This is a genomic window from Paraburkholderia sp. J67 (assembly GCF_905220265.1).
Taxonomy (GTDB): Bacteria; Pseudomonadota; Gammaproteobacteria; order Burkholderiales; family Burkholderiaceae; genus Paraburkholderia.
Window position 1 is genome coordinate 87,497 of the sequence record NZ_CAJMZK010000018.1, and the last position, 13,651, is coordinate 101,147.

The 13,651-nt window shown below is 63.7% G+C and carries 16 protein-coding genes and 1 tRNA gene; 7 read left to right on the plus strand and 10 right to left on the minus strand.

What is annotated here, in order from left to right; all coding sequences use genetic code 11:
• Positions 1 to 147 precede the first annotated feature (147 nt).
• The 6 genes from minC to U5782_RS27270 all read left to right on the plus strand — a co-directional run bounded on the left by minC (position 148) and on the right by U5782_RS27270 (position 4,605).
• The gene (gene minC / locus U5782_RS27245) at positions 148 to 981 is read left to right on the plus strand and encodes a septum site-determining protein MinC (RefSeq protein ID WP_322047002.1); all 834 of its coding nucleotides are present in this window, start codon (positions 148 to 150) and stop codon (positions 979 to 981) included.
• An 87-nt stretch (positions 982 to 1,068) separates the two neighbouring features.
• Positions 1,069 to 1,884, plus strand: coding sequence for a septum site-determining protein MinD (gene minD / locus U5782_RS27250; RefSeq protein WP_322047003.1), 816 nt, complete (start codon positions 1,069 to 1,071; stop codon positions 1,882 to 1,884).
• Between the two features lie 14 nt (positions 1,885 to 1,898).
• Positions 1,899 to 2,153, plus strand: a complete 255-nt coding sequence (gene minE / locus U5782_RS27255) for a cell division topological specificity factor MinE (RefSeq protein WP_027795398.1) — start codon at positions 1,899 to 1,901, stop codon at positions 2,151 to 2,153.
• Positions 2,154 to 2,366: 213 nt separating this feature from the next.
• The gene (locus U5782_RS27260; RefSeq protein ID WP_322047004.1) at positions 2,367 to 2,684 is read left to right on the plus strand and encodes a YXWGXW repeat-containing protein; all 318 of its coding nucleotides are present in this window, start codon (positions 2,367 to 2,369) and stop codon (positions 2,682 to 2,684) included.
• A 451-nt stretch (positions 2,685 to 3,135) separates the two neighbouring features.
• Positions 3,136 to 4,143 carry a lipopolysaccharide heptosyltransferase I gene (gene waaC, locus U5782_RS27265; protein ID WP_322047005.1) on the plus strand — a complete coding sequence of 336 codons (1,008 nt, stop codon included), beginning with the start codon at positions 3,136 to 3,138 and terminating at the stop codon, positions 4,141 to 4,143.
• Positions 4,144 to 4,479: 336 nt separating this feature from the next.
• Entirely contained in the window at positions 4,480 to 4,605 is a 126-nt protein-coding gene (locus tag U5782_RS27270; RefSeq protein ID WP_322047006.1) for a hypothetical protein, read from the plus strand.
• Positions 4,606 to 4,648: 43 nt separating this feature from the next.
• On the opposite strand, the gene U5782_RS27275 is transcribed toward U5782_RS27270, so the two are convergent.
• The 10 genes from U5782_RS27275 to rph all read right to left on the minus strand — a co-directional run bounded on the left by U5782_RS27275 (position 4,649) and on the right by rph (position 12,316).
• Positions 4,649 to 4,828, minus strand: coding sequence for a hypothetical protein (locus tag U5782_RS27275; protein WP_322047007.1), 180 nt, complete (start codon positions 4,826 to 4,828; stop codon positions 4,649 to 4,651).
• Between the two features lie 133 nt (positions 4,829 to 4,961).
• Entirely contained in the window at positions 4,962 to 6,278 is a 1,317-nt protein-coding gene (locus tag U5782_RS27280; protein ID WP_322047008.1) for an MFS transporter, read from the minus strand.
• A gap of 463 nt (positions 6,279 to 6,741) precedes the next feature.
• Positions 6,742 to 7,251, minus strand: coding sequence for a TonB family protein (locus U5782_RS27285; RefSeq protein ID WP_322047009.1), 510 nt, complete (start codon positions 7,249 to 7,251; stop codon positions 6,742 to 6,744).
• 181 nt (positions 7,252 to 7,432) lie between these two features.
• The gene (locus U5782_RS27290; protein ID WP_322047010.1) at positions 7,433 to 7,645 is read right to left on the minus strand and encodes a hypothetical protein; all 213 of its coding nucleotides are present in this window, start codon (positions 7,643 to 7,645) and stop codon (positions 7,433 to 7,435) included.
• 189 nt (positions 7,646 to 7,834) lie between these two features.
• The gene (locus tag U5782_RS27295; RefSeq protein WP_322047011.1) at positions 7,835 to 8,347 is read right to left on the minus strand and encodes a hypothetical protein; all 513 of its coding nucleotides are present in this window, start codon (positions 8,345 to 8,347) and stop codon (positions 7,835 to 7,837) included.
• A gap of 120 nt (positions 8,348 to 8,467) precedes the next feature.
• Positions 8,468 to 9,154, minus strand: coding sequence for a hypothetical protein (locus U5782_RS27300; protein WP_322047012.1), 687 nt, complete (start codon positions 9,152 to 9,154; stop codon positions 8,468 to 8,470).
• A 392-nt stretch (positions 9,155 to 9,546) separates the two neighbouring features.
• Positions 9,547 to 9,636 (minus strand) — tRNA-Ser (locus U5782_RS27305).
• 67 nt (positions 9,637 to 9,703) lie between these two features.
• Positions 9,704 to 10,873 (minus strand): radical SAM family heme chaperone HemW, encoded by a 1,170-nt coding sequence (hemW, locus tag U5782_RS27310; RefSeq protein ID WP_415914417.1) that lies wholly within the window; start codon positions 10,871 to 10,873, stop codon positions 9,704 to 9,706.
• 44 nt (positions 10,874 to 10,917) lie between these two features.
• Complete coding sequence (rdgB, locus tag U5782_RS27315) at positions 10,918 to 11,583, minus strand: RdgB/HAM1 family non-canonical purine NTP pyrophosphatase (RefSeq protein ID WP_322047014.1); 666 nt, start codon at positions 11,581 to 11,583, stop codon at positions 10,918 to 10,920.
• The gene (gene rph, locus U5782_RS27320) at positions 11,576 to 12,316 is read right to left on the minus strand and encodes a ribonuclease PH (RefSeq protein WP_322047015.1); all 741 of its coding nucleotides are present in this window, start codon (positions 12,314 to 12,316) and stop codon (positions 11,576 to 11,578) included. Before rph ends, rdgB begins: the two co-directional genes overlap by 8 nt.
• A 346-nt stretch (positions 12,317 to 12,662) precedes the next feature.
• Between rph and U5782_RS27325 the strand changes: the two genes are divergently transcribed.
• A complete protein-coding gene (locus tag U5782_RS27325) occupies positions 12,663 to 13,601 on the plus strand; it encodes a YicC/YloC family endoribonuclease (RefSeq protein ID WP_322047016.1) in 939 nt (312 codons plus the stop codon).
• Positions 13,602 to 13,651: the final 50 nt, after the last annotated feature.

The following is a 13,651-nucleotide window of genomic DNA, read 5'->3' on the forward strand; positions in this document are numbered from 1 at the left end:
GCGCGCCGCGCGTCATGCGGCGGCTTCCCTTAGCGGTTCCCGCGTCGTTCTGTCATCATTGCCTTCGCTGCAGCATCTAGAGCCATTAAAAATAATGGCCGTGCGCGTCGACGCCTGTAAAATACGCAAAATTTTTCGCCGATCGCCATGTCGCCCAAGAAATCGCCATATTTTGAACTGAAGAGCGGTTCAGTCGATACGCTGCTATTCGTGGTCAAGACGACTGAACTCGATGCGATGCGCGCCGAACTCACGCGGCGCTTCGAGGCGACGCCGGAATTCTTCGCCAACGACACGGTGGCCATCGACCTGCGCCGTCTCGCCGACGGTGAGCAAGTCGCGCTGGGCGACATCGCGCGCCTGCTGGAGAGCGTGCGCATGCGCCCCGTGGGCGTGGTCGCGCAGGCCGCTCAGCATGGCTGGGCCGCGCAAGCGGGCCTGCCGTTCCTCGAAGCGCGCGACAAGCGCGTGAGCGGCGGCCGTGCCGAAGCCGAAGAGGCTGTCGCACACGCCGCTAAAGCCGACGCGTCCACCGCCGCACAACCCGAACTCTTCCCCCAGGATGCCACGCAGGACGTGGTCGTCGATGCCAGCGCGGACGCCAACGGCGACGCTGACGCACTCGATGCCCGCAGCGCGCCGCGCGCGGCGACGCTCGTCGTCGATCGTCCGCTGCGCTCCGGCCAGCGCGTCTACGCGAAGGGTGACCTGGTGGTGCTCGGCATGGTGTCGAATGGCGCGGAAGTGATCGCCGAAGGCAACATCCATATTTACGCGCCGCTGCGCGGCCGCGCGCTCGCGGGCGTGCACGGCAACCACGACGCACGGATCTTCTGCACGAGTCTCGAAGCGGAACTGATTTCGATTGCGGGCATCTACCGTACCACTGAAGTTCCTCTGGCCGAGGACGTGCGCGGCAAGCCGGCGCAGATCCGGCTCGACGAAGAAAAGCTGCTGATCGAACCGTTGAGGCTCACCTGAGTCGCCGCCTGCGCGTGGCGACACGCGCTCGTGCGAGCGGCACGCGATGAGACCAAACTGGGAAACTGACGAACGCAAGGTAAGGGAATGGCAAAAATCATTGTGGTGACTTCGGGCAAGGGTGGCGTCGGCAAAACGACCACGAGCGCGAGTTTCGCATCGGGCCTCGCGTTGCGTGGCCACAAGACCGCGGTCATCGACTTCGACGTCGGCCTGCGCAATCTCGACCTCATCATGGGTTGCGAGCGCCGCGTCGTGTACGACCTGATCAACGTGATCCAGGGCGAGGCAAACCTCAACCAGGCGCTGATCAAGGACAAGAAGTGCGAGAACCTCTTCATCCTGCCGGCCTCGCAGACGCGCGACAAAGACGCGCTCACGAAGGAAGGCGTCGAGAAGGTGATCGAGGATCTGCGCAAGATGGACTTCGAATACATCGTCTGCGACTCGCCGGCGGGTATCGAATCCGGCGCGATGCTGGCGATGCACTTCGCCGACGAAGCGCTTATCGTGACGAATCCGGAAGTCTCGTCGGTGCGTGACTCGGATCGCATCCTCGGCATGCTGTCGTCGAAGACCAAGCGCGCCATCGACGGCAAGGACCCGATCAAGGAGCACCTGCTCATCACGCGCTATAGCCCGAAACGCGTGAACGAAGGCGAAATGCTTTCGCTCGCGGATATCTCGGAAATCCTGCGCATCGATCTGATCGGCGTGGTTCCCGAATCGGAAGCGGTGCTGCACGCATCGAACCAGGGCCTGCCCGCCGTCCATCTGGACGGCACCGACGTCGCCGAAGCCTACAAGGACGTCGTGGCGCGCTTTCTCGGCGAAGACAAGGCACTTCGCTTCACCGATTACCAGAAGCCGGGGCTCCTGCAGCGCCTGTTCGGTAGCAAGTAAGGGAGGCGCACGTCATGTCGTTTCTTTCGTTTTTTCTCGGCGAAAAGAAGAAGTCCGCCTCGGTAGCGAAGGAACGCCTGCAGCTCATCATCGCTCACGAGCGCGCAGGCGGTCATCCGCCCGCCGATTACCTGCCGGCCCTGCAACGCGAACTCGTCGCGGTGATCTCGAAGTACGTGAAGATCTCCGATGAAGATATTCGCGTGAGCCTGGAGCGTCAGGACGACCTCGAAGTCCTCGAGGTCAAGATCGAGATTCCGCAGGCCTGATCCACGCGGCGAGCGCGGCGCACCCTTTTGCCGCGCTCATCTCGATATTGCTGCGAGCGTCTTGCACGGCGCCGCGGCACCATTCCTTACCTTACCGAAATATTCAGTTTCACTTCACCCGCGGTGGTTACACGGCCGCTGTCAGCGCAGACCTGAGCTCGCGCATTGATCGGGTAACGCCACTCATGGCGTCCAACTCGAAGGGTGATCAACATGAATAACTCCATCCGCCTGCTCATCGCCAAGGCTGCGATCGTCGCTGCGGGCACGTGCGCCGTTGCGGCGCCGGCTTTCGCTGAAATCGTCGTCGTCGAGCCGAGCGCACCGCCGCCCACCGAGCGTATCGAAGTCGTGCCCGCGCCGCGCGTCGGCTATGTCTGGGACAAGGGCCACTGGCGCTGGGATCACGGCCAGTACGTGTGGATCGCGGGCCACTGGCAAGCCGAGCGTGTCGGCTATCACTGGGTGCCGGGCCACTGGATCGCGCATGGTCCGAACTGGCGTTGGGTTCAGGGCCACTGGGCCGCTTGAGGCTCGCTGAGGCCTTCTGAGACCCTCTGAAGCCCTCCGATCGGTTCCATCGGCAAGGAGAAACACCATGAGCAGAAAACTGCTCGCCGTGGCGGCGCTGGCCATCGTGCTCGCCGGCTGCGTCGTTGTGCCCGCGCGGCCCATGTATGTGCGTAGCGCGCCCGTCGTGATTTATTGATTTTGGTGCAGGGCTCGCTGGCGTAGATCAGCAAGCCGCGCCAGGCCCGGCGCACGTCAACGGTTCGAGCGATCGACATGTTGAGGTGCCGCCGGGTTTTTTTTCGCGCCAGAAAGCCTCGCGAGCGCACCGGTTGATGCGCCCGACGAAGCGGGGACCGATGAAATGCGCAAACGTTCGCAGATTTCGCCGCTTGCCGGCGTCCCGGTCCGCTAGAATCTCGGGAAAAATGCCGGCCAATCATCGAAATCGGGCTTCACGGTCCGCAGCACAATGAAACGAGTTTTGATAGTCAAGGTGACCTCGCTCGGCGACGTCGTCGAGGCCCTTCCCGTCGTCGCCGACGTCCAGCGCAAATTCCCCGGCGTCAAGGTCGATTGGGCCGTGGACGAGGCCTTCGCGGAGATCGTGCACTGGAACGCGGGCATCGACCGCGTGCTCTGCGCGCCGCTGCGCCGCTTCAAGAAGGCGCGCCGCTGGAGCGATTTCAAGGCGATCTGGGACTCGATCGCCGAACTGCGCGCCGAACGCTACGACGCCATCATCGACATCCACGGTGTCTACAAGAGCGCCATCATCGCGTTCATTGCGCGCGGCAAGCGGCGCTTCGGCTATCTCGCGCAGGATCTCGGCGAGCAAGGTGCGGCCTTCGCCTACAACGGCCGTTTCGGGCCGCGTCCGAAGTGCGATGCGTGGCTCGGCATGCGCATCAGCACGGGCGAGGCGCTCGGCTATACCGTCGATACGCAGCCCGATTTCCAGATGCGCATTCCGCGTGACGGCAATGCGTTGCCCGCGCCCGATGCGCCCACCGCGCTGATCTTTCACGCCACGTCGAAGGAAGAGAAGAAGTGGCCGGTCGCCCACTGGGGCAAGCTGTGCAATGAGCTCGTCAAGCGCGGCCTGCGCATCGAATTGCCGTGGGGCTCGGACGCCGAGCATGCAACGGCGAAGGAAATTGCCGCACTCGTGCCCGGCGCGACCATCCTGCCGCGCCTGACGGTCACGCAGGTGGCGCAGCGCATCGAGGACAGCGCGCTCGTCGTTGGCACCGATACGGGCTTCGTGCATCTGGGCCACGCGCTGCTCAAACCTACGGTGATGATCTTTATCGCGACCAACGCCGAGCATCTCGGTGTGCGTGCGCCCAATCGCTCGATCTCGATCGGCGACGGCCATCACGTGCCGGACGTCGCGGTGGCGCTCGACGCTGTCGATCGCGTTTATCCCGCGCGCAATGGCGGCGACGAAGCGAAAGGACCGGTCGTGACGGCGGCCTGATAAACGCCCACGATGTCAGTGCGGCCCGCGTCGTCTCACGCAGACGAGCGGGCCGTTTTCATTGGCGCGTGCGTCACGGCGTGGTCATCGCTGCGCCATCGACTCGTCATCGTCGATTACGAAGTTGTTAAAAGTGTCGCCGTTGCGTGCGCTTCGCGGCCCCGATCGCACGCGCCAGTGCGCAATCGCGCGCAGCCTGTAACACGGGCCACACCGCTACTTACAAATTGCAACGCATAGGTGGGTCGCCGTCGTGTTCAATCTCAATCGTCCGCAGCCCGTTACGCCAATCACGGCAGGGCAGGACACCAGACATTGACTCGATGGGAGAACGAAGTGAAACGATTGACGCTTACCCTGATTGCGGGTGCCTTGCTTGCCGTGTCGCTGGCCGGGTGCATCATGGTACCGGCGCCGGGTTACTACGGCGGCGGTGGCGGCTACCACCACGGCTACTACTGACGGTGAACGCTCTCCCGGACGCGGCGCGGCCGATGCTTCACCGTCACGCGAGCAGCATCTCGACGGCGACGACCGCCGCGACCGCCGCGGCGTTGGCGACCAGGGCTTCGAGCACGACGGCGCGCCAGGTGGTCGTGCGCAGTCGTAGCGCGAGGAAAAGGGAGATGCCCAGTGCGAGGGCGATCATCAGGACGACATCGGCATTGCTCAGATGCAGGCTCATCGTCGGACTCCCATGCGCAGGTGCGCGGACCTTGTTCAATCGAGTATAGCCACGCCGCGCGCGCGTCCATAGCGAACAAAAAAAGCGGAGTCCGCCTGGCGGACTCCGCTTTTTTGCTTTTGACGCGAAGGTGTCAGGTCAGCGATTGATGGCGCGTCTCGCGCATGCAGAGCACGCCGAAGAGGCTCACGCCGGCCGCGATCGACACATACGCGCCCACCCACGAGAGACCGCCGTGTGCCGCCAGCACCTGCGCGATGTAGGGCGCCACCGACGCACCCAGAATGCCGCCCAGGTTGTAGGCGACGCCCGCGCCCGTGTAGCGCACGCTGGTCGGGAACAGTTCGGGCAGCAGGGCGCCCATCGGCGCGAACGTGGCGCCCATCAGGAACAGCTCGATCACGAGGAACAGCAGCACGAGCGGCAGCGAGCCGCTACCGAGCAGCGGCTGCATCGTGAAGCCCGAGAGGATCGCCAGCATGCAGCCGACGATCAGCACGGGCTTGCGGCCAAAGCGGTCGGAGAGCGCCGCCGAGATCGGCGTGGCGATGCCCATGAACACCACCGCGATGCACAGCATGCCGAGGAAGGTCGGACGCGGGATATGCAGCGCCGTCACGCCATGCGAGAGCGAAAACACCGTGGCGTTGTAGAACAGCGTGTAGCAGACCACCATCGCGAGCGCGCCGAGCAGCGTCGGCCGCCAATGGCTGCCCAGCAGCGTCGCGAGCGGCAGGCGCACGCGCTCCTCGCGTTCGACGGCGGCCTTGAACGCCGGTGTTTCGGCGATTTTCAGACGCACATAGAGACCCAGCGCCACAAGCACCGACGAGACGATGAACGGCACGCGCCAGCCCCAGTCACGGAACTGCTGGTCGGAGAGCGTGGAAGCGAGGCCGAAGAACAGGCCATTCGAGGCGAGAAAGCCCACCGACGGCCCGAGCTGCGGAAACATGCCGAACCAGCCGCGCTTGCCCCGCGGCGCGTATTCGGTTGCGAGCAGCGCCGCGCCGCCCCATTCGCCGCCGAGGCCGATGCCCTGGCCGAAGCGCAGCACGCACAGCAGGATCGGCGCGAGGCTGCCGATCGAGTCGTAGCCGGGCACGAAGCCGATCAGCGTGGTCGAGAGGCCCATGACGAGCAGCGACGCCACCAGCGTCGATTTACGCCCGATACGGTCGCCGAAATGGCCGAACAGGAACGAGCCGATCGGTCGTGCCACGAAGGCGATGCCGAAGGTCACGAAGGCCGACAAGGCCTGCGCCGTGGCCGAACCGTGCGGGAAGAACACGGGACCGATCACGAGCGCGGCGGCCGTTGCGTACACATAGAAGTCGTAGAACTCGATCGCGGTGCCGATGAAGCTCGCGAAAATCACGCGCGCCGTGCTCTGCTGGCGGGCGGCATCGGCCTGGTCGGCATTGGCCGACGAAAGCGGTGAGGTGGACATCGGAAGGTCTCCAGTCATTGTGACGCGCGCTGGCGTGCCCGTCTGAGCCGATCGGTCGGCGGTGGCGGGCGCGGCGCGGGCGTCTTTGTTCAAGGCTCGAAGCGGCGGGGCGGCATGAGGCGCAGGCAGCGCCCCGCTGGCCGCGGATGCATTCACAGCATCCTTGCTCCGGCAACGATTCGTCAGTATGCATCGCACAGCGGCAACTGTGCGCGCGAAAGCGGGGACCGGCAGGCCCGCGCGCCGATAGGCGCAAAGCAGGCGCGAAACACGGTCGACAGGCGCTGCGGCGTAGCGCGGGTGAGCGCTGTGTGCAGGCAGGGTCGGCGCGAGGCCGACAGGGGATAGCGAAAAATTATAACGATCGCGTGTGGCACGCAGCAAGGCGGCCGCAAGCCCGGCCGCCGGCTTTTGAAAGACGCACTTTGAACGCACGGCCGATCAGCCGCGCATCGCGTGACGATCAGTTGAAGTTTTGCGCCTGGGGTGAGGCGAGCGTGCGCAGCTGGAACTTGCCATCGTCGTTGAAGAGCCAGTCCTCGAACAACTCGATCTGGCCAGCTGAGTTGAGCAAGCGTGGCGGCGGCGCCGGTAACGGTTGCGCGCGGCGCAGCGTGGCGATCGCCGTGGCTTCGGCGGCGTCGTCGCCGTTCGTGCGATAGACCGTGGACTTCACAACCTGTCCGTCGCGATTGACCGTGAACGAGACCACCACGAGCGAGCGCAACATCGCCTGCGGCGTACCGTGCAGCACGCTCGACGGATTGCGCTCGACGATGCGCTTCGCGATCTGCGCGCGATAGTCGTCGAGTGTCGTGCTGTTGATGGCCTGCGGTGGAATGACGAGCAATGGTCGAGGCGGCGGCGTGATCGTGCAAGCGCTTGCGAGTGCAAGCAGCAGAGCCGGGCCGAGGCGGCGGAAGGCGGCGCTCACGGCTTGTAAGCCGCTGCGCGTACTGACGCGGATGAGCATGGCGTGCAGGCTCGGTGGCGAGACCAGATTCGAGCTTAGTCGAAACGGGAGGGGAATCAATCCCCAGTCACCCGCGTGCGAGGCGAAGCGCTCACCAAAGTGTCGGGCTGGGCGCGCCGGATGCGCCTGGCCGATGCCGCGTCGAATCAGACGGCGCGGCGTGTGTGCTCTGCCTTGACGGTTATTCGACCGGGAATTGCGCGCACGGATCGGCGGTCACGGTCGAGCAGGCGTACGAGTATTCGCCGCTCTTGAGGAACAGCTCCTTGCCGACCTGGACGTTCTCGCGCAGATCGGGCGAGGTTTCCCACGCGATGTAGCTCGAGCACATCACGGCAAACAGGACGACGATCGAAAAGGCAAATTTTTCAAGCAGTTGGTAACGGTGCGGCATGGTGGCTGATCCCTTGGATGCGCGAGATTTTACCGCAATCCTAGGGTTTTCACCTACACAAATACCGCAAAGCATATGAGCGATATGGGGCTGAAAAACACTACGACCCTTAAATAGCTGGATGCTTTGTGGGAGGCCGCTCCAGCATTGGACGGCTGATCGATGAGACCCGCTGTGCCAGATCCAGATTCAGTTCTGCTGATTCGATTGCTTCGGCATTGCGTTCGTGGACACCGTTGATTCGGTTCCTGCATCCGGTTTTGCAACGGGTTGCTGCGTTTGCGGATTGCCGAAGGAAACCGTGATGTCATCGGGGTAGGCGTACTGCGCGCCAGTCGCATGGTCGATTGGCGTGGCGATGAGCGAGCCCACAACGCCGAACATGACCAGATTGCCCGCGACGAATGCCCCTTTGCGGGTCGACGATTGAACGGTCGTTGTCGCGTCCGATTCTCCGGCCTTGGCGCATCGGACGTTCAGGTCGTCTTTCGCACGATGCACCTTGATATTGCCAGGCGTTTTTAATTCGTAGCTGCCTTTGGAGTTAGTCAGTACGCAGTCTGCTCCAGCCATATCCGCAGCCGCTTTCTGCGTCTTTACAGACACGGTTTGCGTCGTCCCGCCGGTGACAGTTGCACATCCGGTCGCCATCGAAGTCAATGCCAGTGCGCAGAGCAATGCGGTTAATCGTAGGGACGCCATTATTAAAGGTTTTCGATTTATTTATTCTTCGCGCGGCGAGGCGGAAAATCTGGCCACTGCACAGCCGTGCGTGCAGCGGCCGCAGATTTTCCGTACAGGTCAAGCAGTGGGTGATGCGCGTTAGTGCGCGCTAAGTTTGTCGACCCAAGGCAACTGGTCGCCAGCGATTTTCGGCTGACCTTCGATCTGGACGACTTGAGCATGCGACACCGACGCGATATTGCGGACGGTGTCCATAATCGTCTTGTTCACCCACTGGTCCGGCGTGCCGACCAGGCCGCCGGCGAGCCCTTGCTCGAGGCCAGCCAGGCCGCCGGAGTTCTTCTGGAATACGCCGTAGACGTCCAGCTGGTACCCGCCCTTGTAGGCGTAGAGGCAGCTGTAGAGGTTCAGGTTGTTATAGCCGGGAATCGCGCGGGTTGCCTTGGAGGTCCAGACAGCGCCATCACATTTGGCGATGCGCATGGTGGCATTGCCGGCCTGAGCCGATGCGGCTTGCAGGAAGGCGCCCATACCCGTTCCGGCGAGTGCGGATGCCGCGTCGACCAGCTGGAATCGTCCAGGTTGTGCAGGAATGGCCGTGGACATCATGAGTGGCCGGTTCTGCTGAATCCTGTTGGTATTCTGGGCGAGCCCGTCTGCGGCGGCACCGGACACCGTATCGATATCGGCTGCCGTCTTGATGTCGAAGATGTGATACAGCTCGGTTGTTTCGCTGCGGTCCGCCAGATATTGATTGACCCCGCCGCATGCGGAGAGTGCGAGCACGGGCGCCATGCCGGCAATGATTAGTCTCGTTCGCTTCATTTTTTTACCCCGTTTGGTGACAAGCCTGCAGATTATTTTTATCCGCCCATCGGTCATGAAAATGGGGCGGCATGCAGGATAACGACAGGGTATTTGTCAGACTTTAGAGATGTAGGGCTCGAAACGCGTCTGATTATGCCGTCTGGATTTTTGTGTGCGACGTGCGAGGGTCGGCGGACGGTGAACCGTCGTTTGGGAGATTTTTTCCGTTCCGTGCGTCGTTAGACTTGATGCTGGCGCATCAATGCGTCTGTAGCCGTTGCGGCTACAGAGATTAGAGGGAAATCAGCGTGAATGACACGGCGTTGTTTCGCAGGGTATCGACACACCTTGCAATCCTGAGCCGTAGAAACGGAAGGACGATGCGGAACAACAAACGCCGTGATTGGGACTGGCGGAGGCGGTGAGATTCGAACTCACGGAAGGGTTACCCCTTCGCCGGTTTTCAAGACCGGTGCATTCAACCACTCTGCCACACCTCCGGAGGCGCGCATTGTAACCTGGAATCTGCGCACACCGGCAGTCCAGCCGATGGCGCAGATCAAATCCTCACTGCGGGTCCTTCAAAAACAGCTCCTGCAGATCGTTGAGAAAGCGCTGACCGAGTTCGGTCGGCACGATTTTCTCGTAGTCGCGCGCGATCAGCCCGCGCTTTTCCGCTTCCTGCAATTGCGGCTCGATCGTCGTCATCGGCAGGCCGGTACGCTCCATGAAGCGATAAACCGGAAAGCCTTCCACGAGCCGCAGCGCGTTGAGCATGAACTCGAACGGCAGATCCTTCGCGCTCACCTCGTGTTCTTCCTGGATCGGCTTGCCCGCACGCGCCTCTTCGATGAAGGTGCCCGGATGCTTGTAGCGCATCTGGCGCACGATGCGGTTCGGGAACGACAGCTTCGTGTGCGCGCCCGCGCCAATCCCCAGGTAATCGCCAAAGCGCCAGTAGTTGAGGTTGTGACGGCTCTGGCGGCCCGGCTGTGCGTATGCCGAGACCTCATAACGCCCATAACCGGCTTCGGCCGTGCGCGCGTGAATCCACTCCTGCATGTCGGCGGACTGGTCGTCGTCGGGCAGCACGGGCGGGAACTTCGCGAACAGCGTGTTCGGCTCGAGCGTGAGGTGATAGAGCGACAAATGGGGCGGTGCAAACGCGAGCGCCGTTTCGATATCGGCCTGGCATTCGGCGAGCGTCTGCTTCGGCAGCGCGAACATCAGGTCGAGATTGAAGTTGTCGAAGGTGTTCGCCGCGACTTCCACCGCATGACGTGCCTGCGCGGCGTCGTGAATGCGTCCAAGCGCCTTCAGGTGCGCTTCGTTGAAGCTCTGGATGCCGATCGACAGCCGGTTCACGCCGCTCGCGCGAAACTGCGCGAACTTGTCGGCTTCGAAGGTGCCGGGATTGGCTTCGAGCGTGATCTCCGCGTCGGCGTCGAGCGGCAATAGCGCGCGCACGTCGGACAGCAAACGGTCGAGCCCCTTCGCGGAAAGCAGGCTAGGCGTGCCCCCGCCGATGAAGATCGTATGCACCTGGCGGCCCCACACGAGCGGCAGCGCCTGTTCCAGGTCGGCGCGCAGCGCGTCGAGGTAATCGTCCTCGGGAAAGCGCTCGCCTTTCCACTCGTGCGAGTTGAAATCGCAGTACGGGCACTTGCGCACGCACCACGGGAAATGCACGTAAAGCGAGAGCGGCGGCAGCGAGCTCAAGTGAATGCTGCCAGGCATCGTGAACGACTGCACGACGTCGAGACCGGTCTGATGCTGCTGGCTCACGCTTCCTCCTGAAGCCGTGCGAGCAGTTGCCGCAGGGCGATGGCGCGATGGCTCGACGCGTTCTTGAGCGCCGGGTCGAGTTCGGCGGCGGTCGCTTCGAGGCCCGGCACGTAGAAGTACGGGTCGTAGCCGAAACCGTTGTCGCCGCGCGGGGCGTCGAGCACGACGCCGTGCCAGCGGCCTTCGGCGATCAGCGGTTCCGGGTCGTCGGCGTGACGCACGAGCGCGAGCACGCAGTAGTAGTACGCGCGTCGATCGGCTTGTTCCGCGAGGTTTTGCACGAGCAGGGCGTTGTTGGCCGCATCGCTTTTTTCGCCGCCCGCGAGTTGCGCATAGCGCGCCGAATACACGCCCGGCGCGCCGCGCAGGGCGCGCACGCACAGGCCCGAGTCGTCGGCGAGCGCGGGCAGGCCGGTGAGCGTCGCCGCGTGGCGCGCCTTGGCCAGCGCGTTCTCGACGAAGGTGGCGTGCGGCTCTTCCGCTTCGGGCACGTTCAGCGCGCCTTGCGGCACGAGTTCGATCCCCGCGGCGTCGAGCAGCGCTGCGAATTCGCGCAGCTTGCCCGCGTTGTTCGAGGCGAGCACGACGCGCCCGAGCGGGCTCGCGCGCTCGCTCGTGCGGTTGTTTGTGCGCTTGTTTGCCGTGTCGGGCGTATCAGCCATGCGCGATCTCCAGCGCGGTTTTCTGCATGCCGATCAGCGTGGCGATACCGCCTTGCGCGAGGTCCAGCAGCGCGTTGAGTTCGCTGCGCGAGAACGGTGCGCCTTCGGCCGTGCCCTGGACTTCGACCATGCCGCCCGAGCCCGTCATCACGACGTTCATGTCGGTGTCGCATTGCGAATCTTCTGCGTAATCGAGGTCGAGCACCGGCAGGCCTTCGTAGACGCCTACCGAGATCGCCGCGACGTAGTCGGTGATCGGCGAGCGCTCGATCTTGCCTGCTGCCAGCAGTTTCGACACCGCATCGTGGGCCGCGACGAACGCGCCCGTGATGCTCGCCGTGCGCGTGCCGCCGTCGGCCTGCAACACGTCGCAGTCGAGGTTGATGGTGCGTGCGCCCAGCGCTTCGAGGTCGAACACGGCGCGCATCGCGCGGCCGATCAGGCGCTGGATTTCCTGGGTGCGGCCGGTCTGCTTGCCGCGCGCGGCCTCGCGGTCGCTACGTGTGTGCGTGGCGCGCGGCAGCATGCCGTATTCGGCGGTGAGCCAGCCCTGACCCTTGTCGCGCAGGAACGGCGGCACGCTTTCGGACACGCTCGCGGTGCACAGCACTTTCGTATCGCCGAATTCGACGAGCACCGAGCCCTCAGCGTATTTCGTGTAGTGGCGGGTGATGCGGACGTCGCGAAGCTGGTCGGCGGCGCGGCCGGAGGGGCGCAGGATGGATTGGGTCATCGTCGGGTGTGCGCGAGGGCACGGGAAGGAGGGGGAAACCATAATTTTACCGCCTTCGCGCGGCGGGCGAAGGACGCGGATCCTGGCCACGTGACGGCGCGGATCCTGCGCCAATTTCCGCGCGCGGTGCGCAAGACGAAGCACGATCCACCTTCAACGTCTGTTGGCGCACCCGGCGAGGCCGTTGCTGCGGTGAGCACGCCGGCAAAAATGGGATAATACGGTTTCTCCGCCCCGCGTCATCCCGCGTCACAGACGGCACGCGTACACGCCGGGCGCCTCGAATTTCCTCGCCGTGACCCGTGTCCATGAGGCGCGCCGTCACGGCTTTAACGCGAGACGAACCATGATTTACAGCATGACCGGCTATGCCAGCGCCACGCGCGAACTGGTGGCGGCATCGGGCACGGGCGGCGCCAGTGTCTCCGTCGAATTGCGGACCGTGAACTCGCGCTTTCTCGACCTGAATTTCCGCATGCCCGAAGACGTTCGCGTCATCGAGCCCACGCTGCGCGAAATGCTGATGACGAAGCTCTCGCGCGGCAAGGTCGATATCCGCATCAACATCCAGCGCAGCGAGCAGTCCGCCAACGCGGGCGCGCTGAACCGCGATGCACTGGAACAACTCGCCGTGCTCGAGCGCGCCGTGCTCGAAGCGTTTCCCGAATCGGGCCGCCTGCGCACGGGCGAAATCCTGCGCTGGCCGGGCGTGCTGGCGGAAAGCGGCGTCGCGCCCGAGGTGCTGCGCGATGCGGTGCTCGGCTGCGGCAAGCAGGCCATCGCCGATCTGATCGAAGTCCGCTCGCGCGAGGGCGCGCAACTCGCCAACATGCTGCTCGCCAATGTCGCGGAGATGGAAGCGATCGTGGCGAAGATCACGCCGCTCGTGCCGGACCTGATCGTCAAGCATCAGCAGAAGATCGTCGAGCGTCTGCAGGAAGCGCTGGGCGTCGTGGCACCCGACAGCGCGAACGCCAATGGCAACATCGGCAACGTTTCGCGCGAGGAAATCGCCGAGCGTATCCGCCAGGAAGTGACGATGTACGGCATCCGTATCGACATCGCCGAAGAGCTCTCGCGTTTGACCGCGCATCTGTCCGAGACGCGTCACGTGATCGAGAAGGGCGGTCGCGTCGGCAAGCGTCTGGACTTCATGATGCAGGAGCTCAACCGCGAGGCGAACACGCTCGGCTCGAAGGCCGCGGCGAAGGAACTCGCCGATGCGTCGATGACGCTCAAGCTCCTCATCGAGCAGATGCGCGAGCAGGTGCAGAACCTCGAATAAGCACGTGTGCGCATGCACACACCATGCGCACATCAAACGCAGTAGAAGGT